The 15522-nt window shown below is 44.4% G+C and carries 18 protein-coding genes; 8 read left to right on the forward strand and 10 right to left on the reverse strand.

Translation table 11 applies throughout. From position 1 onward, the window contains the following. Positions 1–333: 333 nt before the first annotated feature. Positions 334–1710, reverse strand: a complete 1377-nt coding sequence (locus IGI66_RS10030) for an adhesive domain-containing protein (protein ID WP_438848803.1) — start codon at positions 1708–1710, stop codon at positions 334–336. A gap of 343 nt (positions 1711–2053) precedes the next feature. On the opposite strand from IGI66_RS10030, the gene IGI66_RS10035 reads away from it, so the two are divergent. From IGI66_RS10035 to IGI66_RS10065, 7 genes are all read left to right on the forward strand, one after another. Further along, on the forward strand, positions 2054–2443 hold the full coding sequence (locus tag IGI66_RS10035; RefSeq protein WP_288225808.1) for an LPXTG cell wall anchor domain-containing protein: 390 nt from the start codon (positions 2054–2056) through the stop codon (positions 2441–2443). Next, a complete protein-coding gene (locus tag IGI66_RS10040; RefSeq protein ID WP_010780191.1) occupies positions 2440–3069 on the forward strand; it encodes a WxL domain-containing protein in 630 nt (209 codons plus the stop codon). Before IGI66_RS10035 ends, IGI66_RS10040 begins: the two co-directional genes overlap by 4 nt. A 160-nt stretch (positions 3070–3229) precedes the next feature. After that, positions 3230–4246, forward strand: coding sequence for a DUF916 and DUF3324 domain-containing protein (locus tag IGI66_RS10045; RefSeq protein ID WP_438848805.1), 1017 nt, complete (start codon positions 3230–3232; stop codon positions 4244–4246). A gap of 210 nt (positions 4247–4456) precedes the next feature. Continuing rightward, on the forward strand, positions 4457–4981 hold the full coding sequence (locus IGI66_RS10050; RefSeq protein ID WP_438848807.1) for a PadR family transcriptional regulator: 525 nt from the start codon (positions 4457–4459) through the stop codon (positions 4979–4981). 374 nt (positions 4982–5355) lie between these two features. Next, positions 5356–5985, forward strand: coding sequence for a TetR/AcrR family transcriptional regulator (locus tag IGI66_RS10055; protein WP_438849288.1), 630 nt, complete (start codon positions 5356–5358; stop codon positions 5983–5985). Positions 5986–5999: 14 nt separating this feature from the next. Further along, positions 6000–6776 (forward strand): M23 family metallopeptidase, encoded by a 777-nt coding sequence (locus IGI66_RS10060; RefSeq protein WP_438848809.1) that lies wholly within the window; start codon positions 6000–6002, stop codon positions 6774–6776. A gap of 32 nt (positions 6777–6808) precedes the next feature. Further along, on the forward strand, positions 6809–7378 hold the full coding sequence (locus tag IGI66_RS10065; RefSeq protein WP_205242102.1) for a YdeI/OmpD-associated family protein: 570 nt from the start codon (positions 6809–6811) through the stop codon (positions 7376–7378). A gap of 38 nt (positions 7379–7416) precedes the next feature. Here the strand turns inward: IGI66_RS10065 and IGI66_RS10070 are convergent, their stop codons facing one another. Both IGI66_RS10070 and IGI66_RS10075 read right to left on the reverse strand, forming a co-directional pair. After that, the gene (locus tag IGI66_RS10070) at positions 7417–8013 is read right to left on the reverse strand and encodes a DUF2922 domain-containing protein (RefSeq protein WP_435933923.1); all 597 of its coding nucleotides are present in this window, start codon (positions 8011–8013) and stop codon (positions 7417–7419) included. Positions 8014–8047: 34 nt separating this feature from the next. Beyond that, positions 8048–8431, reverse strand: a complete 384-nt coding sequence (locus IGI66_RS10075; RefSeq protein ID WP_438848811.1) for a hypothetical protein — start codon at positions 8429–8431, stop codon at positions 8048–8050. A gap of 260 nt (positions 8432–8691) precedes the next feature. Here IGI66_RS10075 and IGI66_RS10080 point away from each other — a divergent pair, with 260 nt between their 5' ends. Beyond that, the gene (locus IGI66_RS10080) at positions 8692–9105 is read left to right on the forward strand and encodes a GNAT family N-acetyltransferase (RefSeq protein WP_010780183.1); all 414 of its coding nucleotides are present in this window, start codon (positions 8692–8694) and stop codon (positions 9103–9105) included. Positions 9106–9146: 41 nt separating this feature from the next. On the opposite strand, the gene IGI66_RS10085 is transcribed toward IGI66_RS10080, so the two are convergent. The 7 genes from IGI66_RS10085 to IGI66_RS10115 all read right to left on the reverse strand — a co-directional run bounded on the left by IGI66_RS10085 (position 9147) and on the right by IGI66_RS10115 (position 15011). Continuing rightward, entirely contained in the window at positions 9147–9755 is a 609-nt protein-coding gene (locus IGI66_RS10085; RefSeq protein WP_010780182.1) for a DUF3267 domain-containing protein, read from the reverse strand. A gap of 477 nt (positions 9756–10232) precedes the next feature. Next, the gene (locus IGI66_RS10090) at positions 10233–10607 is read right to left on the reverse strand and encodes a DUF3021 domain-containing protein (RefSeq protein ID WP_288225801.1); all 375 of its coding nucleotides are present in this window, start codon (positions 10605–10607) and stop codon (positions 10233–10235) included. Then, positions 10604–11074, reverse strand: coding sequence for a LytTR family DNA-binding domain-containing protein (locus IGI66_RS10095; RefSeq protein WP_438848814.1), 471 nt, complete (start codon positions 11072–11074; stop codon positions 10604–10606). The genes IGI66_RS10090 and IGI66_RS10095 overlap by 4 nt, the downstream gene beginning before the upstream one ends. A 158-nt stretch (positions 11075–11232) precedes the next feature. Continuing rightward, the gene (locus IGI66_RS10100; RefSeq protein ID WP_438848816.1) at positions 11233–11952 is read right to left on the reverse strand and encodes a hypothetical protein; all 720 of its coding nucleotides are present in this window, start codon (positions 11950–11952) and stop codon (positions 11233–11235) included. A 321-nt stretch (positions 11953–12273) separates the two neighbouring features. Continuing rightward, positions 12274–13428: a hypothetical protein gene (locus tag IGI66_RS10105; RefSeq protein WP_438848818.1), complete on the reverse strand. Its 1155-nt coding sequence runs from the start codon at positions 13426–13428 to the stop codon at positions 12274–12276. A gap of 21 nt (positions 13429–13449) precedes the next feature. Further along, positions 13450–14247, reverse strand: a complete 798-nt coding sequence (locus IGI66_RS10110; RefSeq protein WP_438848820.1) for an SDR family NAD(P)-dependent oxidoreductase — start codon at positions 14245–14247, stop codon at positions 13450–13452. Between the two features lie 14 nt (positions 14248–14261). Then, positions 14262–15011, reverse strand: a complete 750-nt coding sequence (locus IGI66_RS10115; protein WP_438848821.1) for an SDR family NAD(P)-dependent oxidoreductase — start codon at positions 15009–15011, stop codon at positions 14262–14264. Positions 15012–15522: the final 511 nt, after the last annotated feature.

Genomic DNA, 15522 nt, shown 5'->3' on the forward strand with positions numbered 1-15522 from the left:
GTGTTCTATGTTAAGTATCATTTTAGAACGCTGCCTTTTCAAGTCCGATTCTACTGATTTTCACCCAAAATACTCCTTAAAATCGGATAAAATGAATTATTTTTCGAGAGAAACTTGCGTATACTCTTTTTTGATACTTTGGACGATTTTTTGTTTCAAAAAGACAATTCACAAACTTTATCGATTATTTTGTAAGAATATCCTTGTATTTATGATAGCATAGCGAAAAACAAATGTAATTATTTTTCACATAGTCTAGAAAAATTCTCCTTATTTGGGATGATTTACCCACAAAAAAAGCACCTAGAAATCTAGGCGCTTGTGTCGGATTTTTTAAGGGGTGGCAGATATGGTCCATCTGAGTGTCGTTTGATAACTTCCCGTTTGCTTTGGTGTATTTTTTGCTACAAACAATTGGAACTGGTTCAACGGCAGTTCTACATAGCCCGGGGCGGTCGTACTGCCAAGTGTCATGAGCGTGATCTGATTTCCCGGTGCGAGCTGGACCGTTTGATTAGAGACGCCTGTGTAATTCTGGAAATTGGTGTTCCATGCCCCCACCATCATATTCATACGCGCATTCGCTAGATTCTTTTGTCCGCTCGACCAGTTCGTGGCTTGTGAGACTTTTAATTGCCAAGATTTGGCGATGGTCCGAGTATCCTCTATTCGAATCTTTCCAGTTTGAAGCGGATTGGCGTTGCTGCCGTCAACGTGGGCATTCCACGTTTCATCTACTTTTGTTTGGATGGGGTGACTGCCGAAGTTCAAGTTGGTTGGAAGTCCTTCACTCTTCATGACTACTGAGCCTGCACTAAAATAAAGGTTCGTGCTCCCGCCAAAATTGCTCAGCAATTGAATCGTCAGATCATCTGTTTGTACGATCCCTCCGCGAACGATAGCCGCGTAATCTTGTGTCATCCCTGTCGGACTTGTTACAAAAGTTGGGATCGAAACCGTTGTTGAGCCTAGGATCGATGCGGAAACAAGATTGGTGCTGGTGGTTGAGTTCGGATTGGCTAATGCAGTGATCAAGCCGTCAACGCTGGATAACACGGAGGTGAGGATCGCCCCTATCAGTCCCAGCGGCAGCGTATTGAGCACGTTCTTCAAGTCGACCAACCGATTCGACAACGTACCTGTTAGTATCGGCAGCAGCCCTTGACTGATATTGACACCAAGCAAAGTGGCAGATAATTGCTCCGTCGTGATCGGCAGATTTTGGTTTCCATAGTTTTCATTTTTTAGGTTATTGATCGCTTGGTTCAGGCTGTTCAAGGGTGCCTGTAAGGACGGGTTCAAAAACAATAAGCCATTAATAGTAGAAACCAGTGTCGACAACAACCCCAAAAGACTGCCCACCGGCAAATCCGCCAACGGAATCGTTACAGTCGTGGTGACCATTGAAGACCCATTGGGCGTCACTTTTCCTGACAACGGCGATGGCACAGAGATGAGTGCATACTTTTTACCCGTTTTGATCAGTCCTACGCCAGTCGTTGTCCCGTCGATCGTAAAAGTGACGGGTTTTTGACTGACATTCAGATACGGTGCGGCGGCGGTCGTTCCACTAGAGTTCTTCACCTGTGTCGTTGCAAATAAATCGACGGACACTGCGCTGACTATCAGATTTGAACTCGCCAAAAATAGAAAAATGGCGCTTCCTACGAGGCACAGTTGATAGAAGAAACGCGCACATTTCTGCCTCATGTTGATTCCCCCTTTTTTATTACATCTGTTATATCTGTCAAAATTTTCTTTTTCAAGAAAATAATCGGTTTTACGATATTTACGCTTCAAAAACTACGCTATTTTCACATACCCATAGCTGTTTTTGTTGTGTAAACCCTTTCTTTTCGACTCTCTCTCCATTTATTAAAACAAAAAAATTAAAAATAAGAAAAATATTTTGCTTAATTGTGAAGATTGTGTGAGTACTATAGTGGTCTTTTTTTTGATGTAGGCGCTATAATCGCTTCATAAGGTTCATACTCTTTTCTGCGCAGAAAATGAGGGGTCATTTTTTCATTTGGACTGAGAAAGGAGGAGCAAATTGAAGAAACGGATACTCGTCATCATCGCCTTCTTGTCACTCTTCGTTGTTCTTTCTCGACAGACCGAAGCCGAAGCAACTGTCACCAACGGGAAGGTCCAATACTATTACGAGAGCAGTACCGCAATCAGCAATAGTTCGGCTAATTCAACATCAGAACCATCGTCTAGTACCACTGCTGATTCCCACCATTCTACGACGAGTCATGGGAACCAGACAGACAGGCCGACCGCACCCAGTCAAAAAAACAACGTTACACGTTCTGGAATAACACGTTTTCTACAGACAAATGATCAACGGAATATTTTTTTAAGTATCATTGGACTATTGATACTCGTCATTGCTTTTTTGGGATGGCGACTCGTTAAAAATAGGAGGAAAATGAAATGAAAAAACAAGCGGCATTCGTCATCGCCGGTCTTTTTGTCGGCGGCTTATTCGCATTCTCCACTGGCGCACATGCAGTAGATACGACAGGAACGGTGGATTACACATCCGGCAATATCAACTTTGACCCGCAAGATCCGGACGATCCAAGTGCTTCATTGCCAACGAGCCTCAACTTTGGTTCACATCCGATTCAGACCAAAACAGCAGAAACGTGGACAGCCACCTCAGATGGTGTCCAAACGTCACCTATAACGACAGGGAAAGTCGCCGTCAGCGACAATCGTGGAGAGGCATCCAGTTCAGGATGGGCGATAAAAGTCGCACAGCCAGAAGCCTTCAAGGCTGGTGAAAAAGAACTCACCGGGGCTTCTCTTTCCTTTACCGTCGGAGAGCTGACCAATAACGTAAATTCGTTGCCAACAGGAGAAGGGATCGCTAATGACAGCACCTATAACCTCCTCGTAGGACAGACAGGTTCTGTCATCACCGCTCAAACTAATCAAGGCGCTGGTGAAACGGCGCTGCCGATCACGAAGTTTACACTCGGTGTGCCAGCGAATACTGCTAAAACCGCAGCACAATACCAAACAACTGTAGTCTGGACATTCTCAGCTACACCAAGCTAAAAAACAGAAGGATGTCCCGTTTGCAGCTGCACTTACTGAGAAAGTGGCGATCAGCTGTCAGATACGAGACCTCGTTCTTTGATTTAAAAAAAGGGGAAAGATTATTGAGAGAGACTCTTCCATTACGCGGAGAATACAATTGAAGTAAAGGAGAGAGAAAATGCTGAAGAAGCAATTACACAGAGCTATACGGGGCGTGTTCCTCATCCTGGCCTTTTCATTTTTACCAATTGTCGCTCATGGAGAGTCATTGGACAGCTTCGATGCGGTGATCCACCCTTCGGAGCAGCAACTAGACAAAAATCAGCTTTATTATGATTTACAATACCAGCCAAATGAAGAAGAACGCTTGACGGTCACGCTGGCCAATCGAACGGCGGAGCCCATCAAGCTCAAGGCTGCCTTCAATCGTGCGGTCACTAACAGTTTGGGGGTCGTTGAATACTCGGGGATGAATAAAGATGAGAGTGCTTTTGGTCCCTCTATCACCGACCACGTCAAGCTTAGCGACCAAGAGATTGATTTAGCTGGAAATCAATCCAAAGATATTTATTTAGATGTCCACATGCCAAAACAAGAATTCGACGGTGTCTTAGCCGGCGGACTGTATTTAGAACAGCTTTCTGATAAAAAAGTCGACGGGAATATCAAAAATGTGTTTTCACGAGAGATCGCTGTCTTGCTACAAAATAAGACCAGCGAAGTAAAACCAGAGTTGAACATCACCAAAGCGGAAGCAACTCAAGCAAATAACCGCAACGCCGTGATGGTCACGATCGACAATGAAAAAGCAACCTACGTCAAAAATGTCGCCATCGATTATGAAGTAGAAAAAGATGGCACAGCGATCACAAAAGCGAAGAAGGAACAGCTTTCGATCGCACCAAGCAGCCGCTTCCCATTCTTAATTTTAATGGACAATACAGAATTCACACCTGGTACCTACACGGTCAAAACGACTGTCACTGCTGGTGATCAGAAATGGCGCGCCAGCCCGACATTTACGATTAATCGTGAAGAGGCGAAACACTACAACGACAGCGATGTCTCGATCGAAGAAAAAACGACCCCTCCCTGGATCTGGGTCGGCATCGCCGTGATCCTCATACTGATCGCTGTCGTCATCTTCATGTACAGCAGAAACAGACGCTTAAAGAAAAAATTAGATGGGAAATAGCTGGCTACTTAAAAGGAACCTCTCTACACTTGCTGAGGGGTTCCATTTTTATTGCCGCCATTCTCACACCCTTTCAACTAAAAAGAGCATCCAAGACTATCAAAGATGCTTGACTTACCCAACAAAACAAAATACTATAACTTATAGTAGTCTACTCGATAATACTTGTACATATACTATAAACAAACAGCATAGAAAGAGGGTTTTGTGATGCGGACGATTGATCTGATTGTTTTGGGTATTCTAAAAAAAGACTCTTTGAGTGCCTATGATATCCAAAAACTTATTGACTATCGGAATATTTCTCAATGGGTAAAAGTCAGCACCCCGACAATCTATAAAAAGATGCTGCAATTGGAAAAGCAAGGGTACGTCAAAAGTACCTTGAAGAAGAATGGAAAAATGCCGGAGAAGGCCGTCTATTCACTGACTAAAAAAGGCAAGACTGAATTTGAGAAATTAATGCTTGGAATCGCTGCCCGACCCATGACTATTTTTCTAGACTTCAATGCCGTCATCCTTAATCTGGACAGTTTGTCTTCAGCAGATCAAAAAGCCTGCATCAGTATCATCGAAGCCAATGTTAAAAAGATGAAGCAGCGGTTGAAAGATGACATCGCTGATAGTAACGATTCTGCTGATATCCATGACGCCGGGAAAGCCGTTATGCAGCAGCAATATCTTTTAGCTGAGGCGATTGAAAAGTGGATTGAAGAAATTAAGAAGAGTCTTTAGCTTGCCTCGATTGATAGAAAGCAATCAGAAGATGAAACGGATTGATCCAAGTTGCCGATTCGATTAAGGAATCATCGGATTGAAACGTCTTTCCAGAATTGGCAATAGAAGGAATTGTCGTAGCTGCGATCACTAGGAACCCGTCCCCTGGACACTGGTCGGATTAGCGGATGAGTGAAGAATAAATAGGACGTGACACGGTGTTAACCAAATACTTCTACGAAAAAGTCTCTAGAAAAATTTAGAGGCTTTTTATTTTGTATGGTGTTAAAAGAAACATCGACCCTTTAGAAATCAATAGCGCATTGTCCGCCAACCAGTTTGACCTATCAAGTAAATCTTGTTACACTCTAATTGACCTAACAGGTAAAGGAGTGATCACTTTGACTGAACTCAATACGGATGAACCAAAGATTCAACGTATTTTGAATGCGGCGTTGAGGGAATTTTCACAGCGAGGCTATGACGAGGCTTCGACCAATCGAATTGCTAAGGCTGCTGGAATTTCGAAGGCGTTGATGTTTCACTATGTAAAAAGCAAAGAGGAATTGTTTCTACTCTTGCTGGATTATTGCCAAAAGACAATGACTGATGACTATTGGGATAAACTGGATTGGCAGGAAACGGATATCTTTAAGCGCCTGCTGCAATCTTATACGTTGCAGATCGACTTGATGAAAAAGCATCCGTGGATTTTTGATTTTACCAATTTACAAGTCGAAACGAAGTCAGCAGTGATCAATCAAAAAGTAGCACACAAGGCCAAACAACAGCCCTCCTATTGTGCAGAGGATGTATTTGATGCTATCGATGAAACGAGCTTTCGGACCGGACTTGATGTTGTCCGTTGTAAGCAGTTGATACTTTGGGGAAATATTGGGTTTACAAATGAGATAGTGGAGGAAATAAAGAAGACTGATTACGATCAGCTCGATTATCAAGCGATCACCGATAAACTGACTCAGTATCTGGAAGATCTTCGAAGCGTTTTTTATGAGGAATAATTGAGGGATGCCTGATGAAAAGAATCCTTATTTTACCTGGTTGTGTCCTAATTTTCTGGATAGTCCCCTCGTCACTTGCAAGCAAAAATAAGCCGCCACAGAAAGAAGGTTCCGTGATGGAGAAAGCAGTCACTATTGAATTTCCTCTACGGGGAGAATGGTTTACGGAAACAAGCCCGGCGGATCGTGTTCCGAGTCACGGGACAGATCGATTTGGCTTGCGTTATGCGTTTGATTTCATTCAAAAGGATCAGAAAGAGGCTTCGCATACTGCAAATTCAGCGAACTATCTTTTTGGCGGTATTCCGCTGGATCAGTATTATTGTTTTGGTCAGCCGGTCTATGCGCCGTTTGCCGGCGAAGTCGTCACCGTGAAGAATAATACTCTGGATGGTGAAAAAGCCTCGTGGCTCCATGATCAAACCACGGCGATTCGTCATTCTCTCTTCTTCAATCCAGCGCGTGACAGCTTTGAACGAATCGCAGGAAATTATGTCGTCCTCAAACAAACCGCAGGGATTTATGCGGCCTTTTGCCATCTGGAAAAGGATTCGATCGCGGTTAAGGAAGGACAGACGATTCAGCAGGGTGCGCTTCTCGGCAACATCGGGCATTCAGGAAATTCCACGGAGCCGCATCTGCATTTCCAGTTGATGGATTCTGAGAGCATCAAGACTGCAAATGGTCTGCCCTTGGTATTCGAGCGTTATGAAAAATTCAACGGTACCTCCTGGGAGAGCGTCCATCAGCAAATTCCCGCGGCTGGCGAGCGGATTCGCTCTCTGAATTAAAAGCTGACAGAAATTAGGTGAAATCCTTGGAAATGAATCATTTATATAAACCTCAGCGTCGACAGGACCTGAGAGATTGGTTAGCAGACCATGCTGCTTCTGAAAAAGAATGTTGGGTCGTGATCGATCGAGCGCAGGCAAACCTGACCTACTTAGATGTCGTAGAAGAAGCTATTTGTTTCGGCTGGATCGACAGCACAAAGAAAAAGCTTTCTGAAACGGAAGTCGCACAACGGCTGTCGCCTAGATCCAAAAAGAGTCAATGGACGGAGCTGAACAAGGAACGTGCCCGTCGTTTGATTTATTTAGATCAAATGACCGAACTCGGTGAAATGCGCTTGCCTGATCTTTCTCCGGAACGTTTCGTGATTGATCCGCGGATACTTCGGGCCCTTGAAGCAGATTCAGAGATTCAGCAGCATTTTGCACGCTTCCCAGAACTCTATCAACGAATCAAGATCGACAATATACAGCGCTACGCCGCAGACAACGAACTGTTTGAACGGCGGCTGGAGAAATTGCTGACCAGCACCAAAGCAAATAAACGATACGGCGCTTGGGACGACAATGGCCGCTTGAGCAGCTACAAAAAAGACTCCTGATCGCCCATACAGAAGGAAATCTCATGATTTGCTTCTGTTTATTTTTTCTCTCGGTCCAAGTGTCGGCTTTTTCGTAGCCTATCTGGCGGACTTTCCTTCCCCAGCGGTTTTCCTTCCTCTTTCAGCTTGATGAGCAGTCGGAACCTCAACGGATCTGTCCCTTCAACGACGCTGATATCCTCTAGCTCGCCTCCCTGCGGCAGCATCCTTAATACTAAGGACATGGCTTCTGCTTCCGAAACTTCTGCAGGAGCAATTCCCGCTGGAAACGCGAAGAGCTGCTGCAAAATCCCTGGCTTGACCATTCGTTGTTCTAAGATCAATTCCTTCGGGTCACGAATATCCTGAATTGACCGTTTCACCGGAGCTATTCTTTGATCTAGAGCAGTCTCCGTCAATTCCTCTGTTTCTTCATGCGTTCTATCAAAAATCGGTGTAACGATTCGTTCAACAAATTTGGCCCCGACCACTTTTTTAAACAAGCCGACGCCGTCTTTCTCGAATAGATCCAGCGCCGCAAATTTTTCCAAAGAGGCTTTGATCTCATCGGCTGATTTGTTCGTATCTGGGTCCTTCACACTTAAACGATGGTGTTTTCCTTCGCTGTTCTCAAATGTCGCTGCTAATCTTATCATGTACCTTCCTCCTTTTCCTTTTTATAGTCTGGCCTCAAGAGCCGGCGAATCCTGCTAATGGTTCTTTGACAACTTGGGTATACAAGCCTTGGAGCTTCTCAGTAAGAACCGTCTTGATCGCCAGCAGCCGTAGTGATAATAACCGCCATTCCTCTTTTTCGAAATAGTCTTTGAAATAGACCGCGTAACGGCGCAAAGCACGTGTCGTTTTGGTTCTCATAAAAAGATGGCGGACCAAATCCTTCAGAAAGAAGGCAAAATCGGATTCTCCCAATTCGTCACGGACTTGAAGCGCTATCAATAGTTTGATCGTTGCTTTCTCATCACGACTTTCTTGATAAAAATCGGCGGTGCGCTTTTCCAATGTTTTTCTGGATAATGAAAATAATTGCTGTGGTGTAAGTTGGTTTTCTGGCATAGTACAATTCCCTTTCTTTTTTAACGGAGTGGTGATCACGCCATGACTATAATACCGATAATTTGCTCTTGTCAATCCGCAAATTTGCCAAATCACGTTTTCACAAGCGGAATGCCGTGCTGTGACTGGGCTGTAAAAAAAACAAATTTAATTTTCACGTTTAAACTCAAAAAATATTTTTATTTTGCATAGTTTATTTTTTGTTTCTAGGCAAAACTAGCGTAGAATGAGCCTATATATTGTCTTAAGGAGGGGTTAAAATGGAGAACTATACCATCCGAATCGATGTTCCAGAAGTCGAAGAATACTTGGCGCTGCGTCAAACTTGCGGCCTGTCTGCCAGAGGAAAAGAAGCGAGTAAGATCGGGTTGAGCAACAGCATCTACTCCGTCATCATTCGCAGAAGCGCTGACCAAAAACTGGTGGGAATGGGGCGAATCATCGGTGACGGCGGGACGACCTATCAAATCGTCGATATCGCCGTGCTTCCGAAAGAACAGGGACAGGGACTGGCAAAGGAGATCATGAAGCTGTTGATGACGCATATCCATAATGAGATCGATCCGCAGGCGTATATCAATCTGATCGCGGATCGCCCAGCAGATGACCTCTATAAACAGTTTGGCTTCGTTGAGACTGCACCAGAAAGTTTAGGAATGTATTTGAAAAGATAAAAGACAGGATTCCTCGAAAAAAGGAATCCTGTCTTTTTAGTTTACTTTGTGAATACCACAAATCCTGGTAGTTCGGGGTGATCGATCACGACCCCTTCATGGATCTTGCGTGCCAGCCAGAAGATCATCAGATCCCCCGCCGCCATGAAGATATTGAAGGCAGAAAGCAGGATCAGTTCCGTGTTTGGAAAAATCAGCGAAAGTAAAAATGTCCCGCCTCCAAGCACGACCACCGGTGCCAAGACACCGATCTTATACGCTTTCATTTCTAACGCCTCTTTGCAATGGCAATAGGGCATTAATTCCTTGACGTTAAACCCAAAAGTAATGCTTTTCATTTTCTTTTTCGCGTAATTTGCCCAAGCCAATCCATGAATCAGCTCATGAACAGGTATCGAAATGAAAAAGCATAGAATGAATAAGGAAAAGTTGATTTCCCATAACGGTGATGCCTCCGCTCCCCAGCGCCAAAAATAACCAACCACAACAAGCACAATGAACGGCACCGGAAGCAGCATCATCAATGTGCTCCCTTCCTTAGCTGAAAACGTCTTGTCTTGTTTATGGTAGTTCTTTTCCTGCATCTCCTGACAGATCGCGTCAAAGGTCTCGTACTTCTTTCCCTTCGTGCGCCTACTCTTTGTTTCCATAGCTACCCCCATTTCCTATGTTCCCACATAGTTTCCCCTTTATTTTTTAACACCCTTTCAACTATCATAGCCGCTTCCCCTTGTTCCGTCAAAGTTCCTTCAATTTCAGTATCATTAGTAGGTTTCTTTTTCTGACTGTTTCCAACAAAAAACAGCTAGAAATCTTGTCGAGGAAGATCCTAGCCGTTCTCTTTATAGCGTTTTAAAAAAATCCTTTGCAACACGTTGTCAACTGTCTAAAAATCCTTCAACCTGTGCATCTGCTGAAAGAGTCTCTGACAATTCTCTCCACAAATGACCAACTTCCTACAGGTGGCTCTCACGACACGTTTTATCACCAATTTATATAAAAACTAGTATCCCTCACCGATAGTATACTGGATTGCAGATGTGTTGACGGTTCCCTTTTTTTATTTTTTTATAAATAGTTGGTTTTTATAACCAAATGAGTTATTTTTATTCGTGTTGTTTTTTCTTCTATAGTTTCTGGTTGATTTTCTCGATTTCTTGTTTGTATTTTAGGTAATAAAACATCCAGATACCAAAAAAAACAACGAAAAAGGACAGTGAAGCCGAGAAAATGATCTGCCATTTGAAGGGAAACCAGTGATTGATCCTAGCCACGATCAAAAAGGCAAGAAAGCTTCCGCCGATGTGGATCAGCGTGTGCAGCAGCAGCGACCCTTTTTTCATCTGGTAGACCAACCCCAGTAAACCGATGACCACAGACAATATAAGAAAACTCGCCACGGTCCGCCTCACTTCATTCGTAGAAAAAAGTACAGCGAATACCATGCAGATCGTGCTGCCAATTCCAATCGAACGCCCCAATACCTTCAACAATTCTTTCATAAAAAGCGCCTCCTTTCGTTCATTCCTAGATGCTGCTTCAATTGCTCGACAAATCTCCGGGAGACCGTGATTTTTTGTCCATTCTTTAGATACGCATACAAGTTCCCCGAAAAAGCGACCTCGAGCTTTTGAATCGCCTTCGTGTTGACCAGCGCCGATTTTGATACTTGTAAAAACTGCCCGCTTGGCAATTCTTCCTTTAACGCTGCCAATGAGCGCCGAAACGAGTAAACCTCATTTTCCGTATACAAGGTGACGATCTTATTGAATATCTCGATATACACAATGTCTGTTTTTGTTACGAAAACAGACGCTTCCTTCACCTTGATCACCAATTGCTCCTCTTGATACGTATCAAAGCAACGGGCGATCCGCGCGCCGATCTGCTCCTCTGCCGCTCGAATCTGAACTTCAGGCTGCACCCATTCACGCCCGATCTCTAGTTGAATCTTTACCCCTTTGTCCATACCCTGCCTCCCTCTGTTCCTTTATAGTAAGCCATTTACGCGAGCAAACATACCCCTATTTCCTTTCCGGTAAGCTGCGCGTCCTATCCGGTCAATCCCCACACCACTAGAAAACAAAAAAACCAGTAACCTTGAGAAACAGGTTTCTGGTTTTAGACTTATTCTTGGACCATTTCCACACCGGCCGGTTCAGCCACATAGTCGCTTTGGCTGTCCATTTCAGCAGGTTTTTGTTTCAGCTCAAGCGCCGTTTGACGCTGCTGCAGAAGACTGATTTTTTGAGTCAGCAACATCAACAGATGCTTCAGACTCTCCTCCGTATGAATCTTGTTCTCTACGATCGCTTGGCACAGGTACTCGATCTGATGGCTCTTCTCAAACAGCTCAAGATAACTCTCACTCTGACTATCCATTTCACGAATCAAGTGCCAATCCACCTCATGGTAATACGTGTCATACATGACAAAGTCCAACCGATAAACGGCTAACACGAAGAGATCCCGCACCTGCTGGTTTTCCCGCAGCAATTTCGCTAATTCAGAAGACCCGCTGGCGATTTCTTCCCCCAGTTCAAGCAAGACCGAATAATTGATTTCGTATTCCTTTTTTAATTTAGTAAACAAACGCATCGTCTTCGCTGCTTCCTTTTGTTTCTCACGATGCTTCAAAAATTCAAACATCAGCAGTGCTGCTATAAATGAAAAGAAGCAGCCAAAGAAAGCTGTCGACGCATTGATAAACGTTCGAATAATATTGATGTGTTCCCCGAAAAATTCCCTGTTAAAATAGATCAGCCCAATACTGATCACCGCAAGAATCTCCCCAACCAACAAAACAGATAAAGAAACGATCGCTACTTTTTGTTTTTCTGTAATCATTTTTCACCACACATTCAGGTTGAATGCTTCTCCTTATATTTTTTCTCCCAAACCCCTAAAATTAAGTTTATCCGCCTCCCTATTTACCGATCTCTTTCGGTAAAAACTATTTTCTACATATTTAATTAATTAAATGACTTTTTTGTAACTTAAAAAATATTACAGCAGTTTAATAACGTTTTTTATTATATCATTCATTGATTATTTAATAAAGACTTCATAAACATTTTGAATAAAAAATTAGTTAACATTTTCTTTGGAAAATGAATAAATAAAAATAAAACACCGTTGCTAACTAAGCCAAACAACGGTGTTCCGACGCTATTTCTCAATCAACCCTTCCACTTGAGGCAAGCCGATCCCTGCTGTATAAACCTCGATCAACCCAATCGGCAATTCCAGATCCTCTGTATGTCCTTTGACATTCATGTGGATGGTGTCTTCCCTATCCGCCAAAACCTTCTCCTTGAAGTCTGGGTCAGCCAATGCACCAACACCCATCGAAGCAATATCCCCGTAGTTCAAAGCATCCAGCGCTTCATCCGCTGAACGGATCGTTCCAGAGATCACGACGGGGACTCTGCCAGCAACAGCCTTCCTGATCACTAAGCTGACTGGATCAGTGAAATCCCCCCTTTGCGGCATTGCCTTGTAGGCATCCTTGCCAAAATTCCCGCCTGCCGCAGAGGACAGATCCAGAAAATCAAGGTCTTGTTCTAGTAACTTATCGATCAATTTCAATGAATCCTCTAAGTCATATCCGACCATCTCCCCGTGGATTTCCTCTGGTGAGATCCGGTAGCCCACGATCGCCTCTGGATTTTCAGCGCGCGCGACCTTCAAGACTTCCTTCGTCACTTCGATCGCAAAATTCATCCGTTTCTCAAAAGAGCCGCCCCAATAATCTTCTCGCTGATTCGAGTAACGAGAGAAGAATTGCTGGATCAAATAGTGGTTCGCGCCATGAATCTCTACCCCATCAAAACCTGCCTTTAACAACCGCTGCGTCGCCAATCCAAAATCCTTCACCACTTGCCAGACTTCATCCTCGGTCAATTCGGTAACTTTATACTTTAAAAATGGAAAGTCGATCGCGCTTGGCGCATACGCTTTGCCTGTCACATTACAGCCATAGACACCCTCGCGTCCCGGATGCTGGATCTGACCGATCGCCTTACTGCCGTTGCTTTTCATCGCTGCCGCCAATTTGCTGTAAGCGTCGATCGCTTCGTCGTTAAAAATGGACAGTTGCTTGGGATGACCTTGGATATTTTCCTGAACCGTGATTGCTCCAGTCACTAGCAGTGAGGCAAAATTGCTCCGGCGTTCAAAGTATTTCACATCCTCTTCCGTTGGCCTCCCCGTTGCCGGATCAGCGCCAAAAACCACCATCGGGCACATTGCGAAACGATTTTCCAAACGCCCGCCATGTTTCAATTCAATCGGTTCAAATAATGGTGCATACTTTTCCTTCATTTCGATTCCTCCTTCAATCATTTAAACCCGTGCATGGGTCGTGTACCAGCCGCCATCGATCGTGATCGTCGCACCCGTGATGAAGCTGGCTTTCGCTGATGCCAAGAAGGCAAACAATTTCGCCGGCTCCCAGTCCTCTCCGATCCGTCGACTCGGGATCGCCTTCAATGCTGCTTTTGTCCCCAGCATTTCCCAGGCTTGATCCGGCATCAAATTCGTGCGGATCAATCCAGGACAAACGGCATTTACCCGAATGAAAGTATTGTCACCCTCCTCGATTTCCGTCACCGCTTTTGGCCGCCCGAACATATCCGCTGGATTATTGTTTAATAGCGCCACCGCACTTTGCCGTGTGTAATTCAATAAGGCCGCCTTCAACACATTGTACGGAACCGAATCCCCAATCATAAAAGACGCCACCGATGCCGTGTGGGTGATACTGGGATTTTCCGATTTACGTAAAAGCGGCACACAATACTTGGTAAACATCGCCGCGTGCAGCACATACAATTGAAAAGCCCGCTCAAACTCACCAGAATCCACTTCCTCCACCGTGCCTACGATCGCTGACCCCGCATTACAAATCAAACTATCCAGCCTGCCAAATTTTTCCCTCGCAAAAGCCACCGCCGCCTTGATCTGTTCTTCATCCGTCACGTCGCACTTAAACGGCAGAAAATGCTCGCCCAAATCCTTCGTTCGGCTAAAATTCCGTCCGATCCCGATCACCGTCGCCCCCTGATCCAGAAACTCTTTCGTTGTCGCCAAGCCAATGCCAGAAGTCGCGCCAGTAATCATTACGATATAATTTTTTAACATGTTTAGTCCCTCCCCTAATTACTGACCGTCATCAAGCCGCCGTCGATCAAGACATCGGCGCCATTGATGTACTGTGCATCCGTCGAGGCTAGAAACGCGATCAAGTCCGCCACTTCTTCCGGTTTTCCTGTTCGCCCGCAAGTGACCTTCGCCATCTGGTCGTACATTGCCAACACGTCGTTTTCTTCCATATTGACACCCTCACGCTGAAAAATCGGCGTTTGGATAAAGCCTGGCGACACACTATTGCAGCGCACACCAATAAACCCCATAGCTTGCTGTTTGGTATACAGCACCACGGCGTTTTTCGCTAAATTATACAATGGATTTTCAGAGCTGACTGTCCGGCTGGCAGCAGAAGCGGTGTTGATGATACTCGCGTTGTTCTTCGGCGCATTCAATAACAGAGGATACAATTCTTTGGCAAACAACATCGGTGCCCGCAACAAAAGACTGAAGCAGCGATCAAACTGATCGACCGTTACATCGCGAATCGTGGTATTCTCACCAAACCCCGCATTGTTGACAAACACATCCAGCTCATTGCCAAACGTTTCTCCGATGAATTCACACGTCTTCACGATCGCATTGGCATCCCGTACATCACACGTACAAGGAATAAACCGGTCACCTAAATCCGTCGTCCGGCTAAAATTCCGTCCAATCCCAATGACCGTCGCGCCCTCCTTGATAAACAGCCGAGCCGTCGCCAGACCAATACCAGAAGTCGCACCAGTAATCACAACTTTGTAATCTTGGAACATCGTTCTACCTCCTTTTTCCAAAGCAAAAAAACATCACATGAAAATAGGCAGTTGAATTTGTTCAATAAAGAAACATTTACTGGAGTTCAGTTGCAGACAGATGTCTTGGTGTAAGAATTACTTTTAAGGGGAAATATCTGTGGTTCTCATTTCATGATAGCACTAAATGAGGGGAGATGGAAAACGGATTCAAAGAGAACTGTATAAATTGGTATACCTAAGAACTCCTTATAGGAAACTATATCGCTCACTTATCAGACTGGTAATGATTTGAACGACTGTCTGCATTAGCGCTTGTCCATCCACTGAAGGCCTTATTGACGATTTTTATTCGTGGACTCTCTTTTTCTCTGTTTTAAAAATTAGACTGATGAAACTTTTATAAACAAAGAAACGACACCTTCCATCACCGAAGATGAATGGATGATTCTTATGGAAAAAGCAGCTCAAGAGGGTTCGATTGATGAGGGTGACGAACTTCTGATCAAAAGTGTGGTCGCATTTTACGATT

Origin of the sequence: Enterococcus sp. AZ048 (assembly GCF_051715125.1) — a bacterium.
Taxonomy (GTDB): Bacteria; Bacillota; Bacilli; order Lactobacillales; family Enterococcaceae; genus Enterococcus_A; species Enterococcus_A gilvus.

What these genes read in the sequence shown, in the direction of transcription:
- IGI66_RS10100 (WP_438848816.1), bottom strand. Translation starts at nt 11,952, where the DNA reads ATGATTACAGAAAAACAAAAAGTAGCGATCGTTTCTTTATCTGTTTTG.
- IGI66_RS10050 (WP_438848807.1), top strand. Translation starts at nt 4,457, where the DNA reads ATGCGGACGATTGATCTGATTGTTTTGGGTATTCTAAAAAAAGACTCT.
- IGI66_RS10085 (WP_010780182.1), bottom strand. Translation starts at nt 9,755, where the DNA reads ATGGAAACAAAGAGTAGGCGCACGAAGGGAAAGAAGTACGAGACCTTT.
- IGI66_RS10115 (WP_438848821.1), bottom strand. Translation starts at nt 15,011, where the DNA reads ATGTTCCAAGATTACAAAGTTGTGATTACTGGTGCGACTTCTGGTATT.
- IGI66_RS10065 (WP_205242102.1), top strand. Translation starts at nt 6,809, where the DNA reads ATGAATCATTTATATAAACCTCAGCGTCGACAGGACCTGAGAGATTGG.
- IGI66_RS10080 (WP_010780183.1), top strand. Translation starts at nt 8,692, where the DNA reads ATGGAGAACTATACCATCCGAATCGATGTTCCAGAAGTCGAAGAATAC.
- IGI66_RS10060 (WP_438848809.1), top strand. Translation starts at nt 6,000, where the DNA reads ATGAAAAGAATCCTTATTTTACCTGGTTGTGTCCTAATTTTCTGGATA.
- IGI66_RS10105 (WP_438848818.1), bottom strand. Translation starts at nt 13,428, where the DNA reads ATGAAGGAAAAGTATGCACCATTATTTGAACCGATTGAATTGAAACAT.
- IGI66_RS10030 (WP_438848803.1), bottom strand. Translation starts at nt 1,710, where the DNA reads ATGAGGCAGAAATGTGCGCGTTTCTTCTATCAACTGTGCCTCGTAGGA.
- IGI66_RS10095 (WP_438848814.1), bottom strand. Translation starts at nt 11,074, where the DNA reads ATGGACAAAGGGGTAAAGATTCAACTAGAGATCGGGCGTGAATGGGTG.
- IGI66_RS10075 (WP_438848811.1), bottom strand. Translation starts at nt 8,431, where the DNA reads ATGCCAGAAAACCAACTTACACCACAGCAATTATTTTCATTATCCAGA.
- IGI66_RS10090 (WP_288225801.1), bottom strand. Translation starts at nt 10,607, where the DNA reads ATGAAAGAATTGTTGAAGGTATTGGGGCGTTCGATTGGAATTGGCAGC.
- IGI66_RS10045 (WP_438848805.1), top strand. Translation starts at nt 3,230, where the DNA reads ATGCTGAAGAAGCAATTACACAGAGCTATACGGGGCGTGTTCCTCATC.
- IGI66_RS10110 (WP_438848820.1), bottom strand. Translation starts at nt 14,247, where the DNA reads ATGTTAAAAAATTATATCGTAATGATTACTGGCGCGACTTCTGGCATT.
- IGI66_RS10040 (WP_010780191.1), top strand. Translation starts at nt 2,440, where the DNA reads ATGAAAAAACAAGCGGCATTCGTCATCGCCGGTCTTTTTGTCGGCGGC.
- IGI66_RS10070 (WP_435933923.1), bottom strand. Translation starts at nt 8,013, where the DNA reads ATGATAAGATTAGCAGCGACATTTGAGAACAGCGAAGGAAAACACCAT.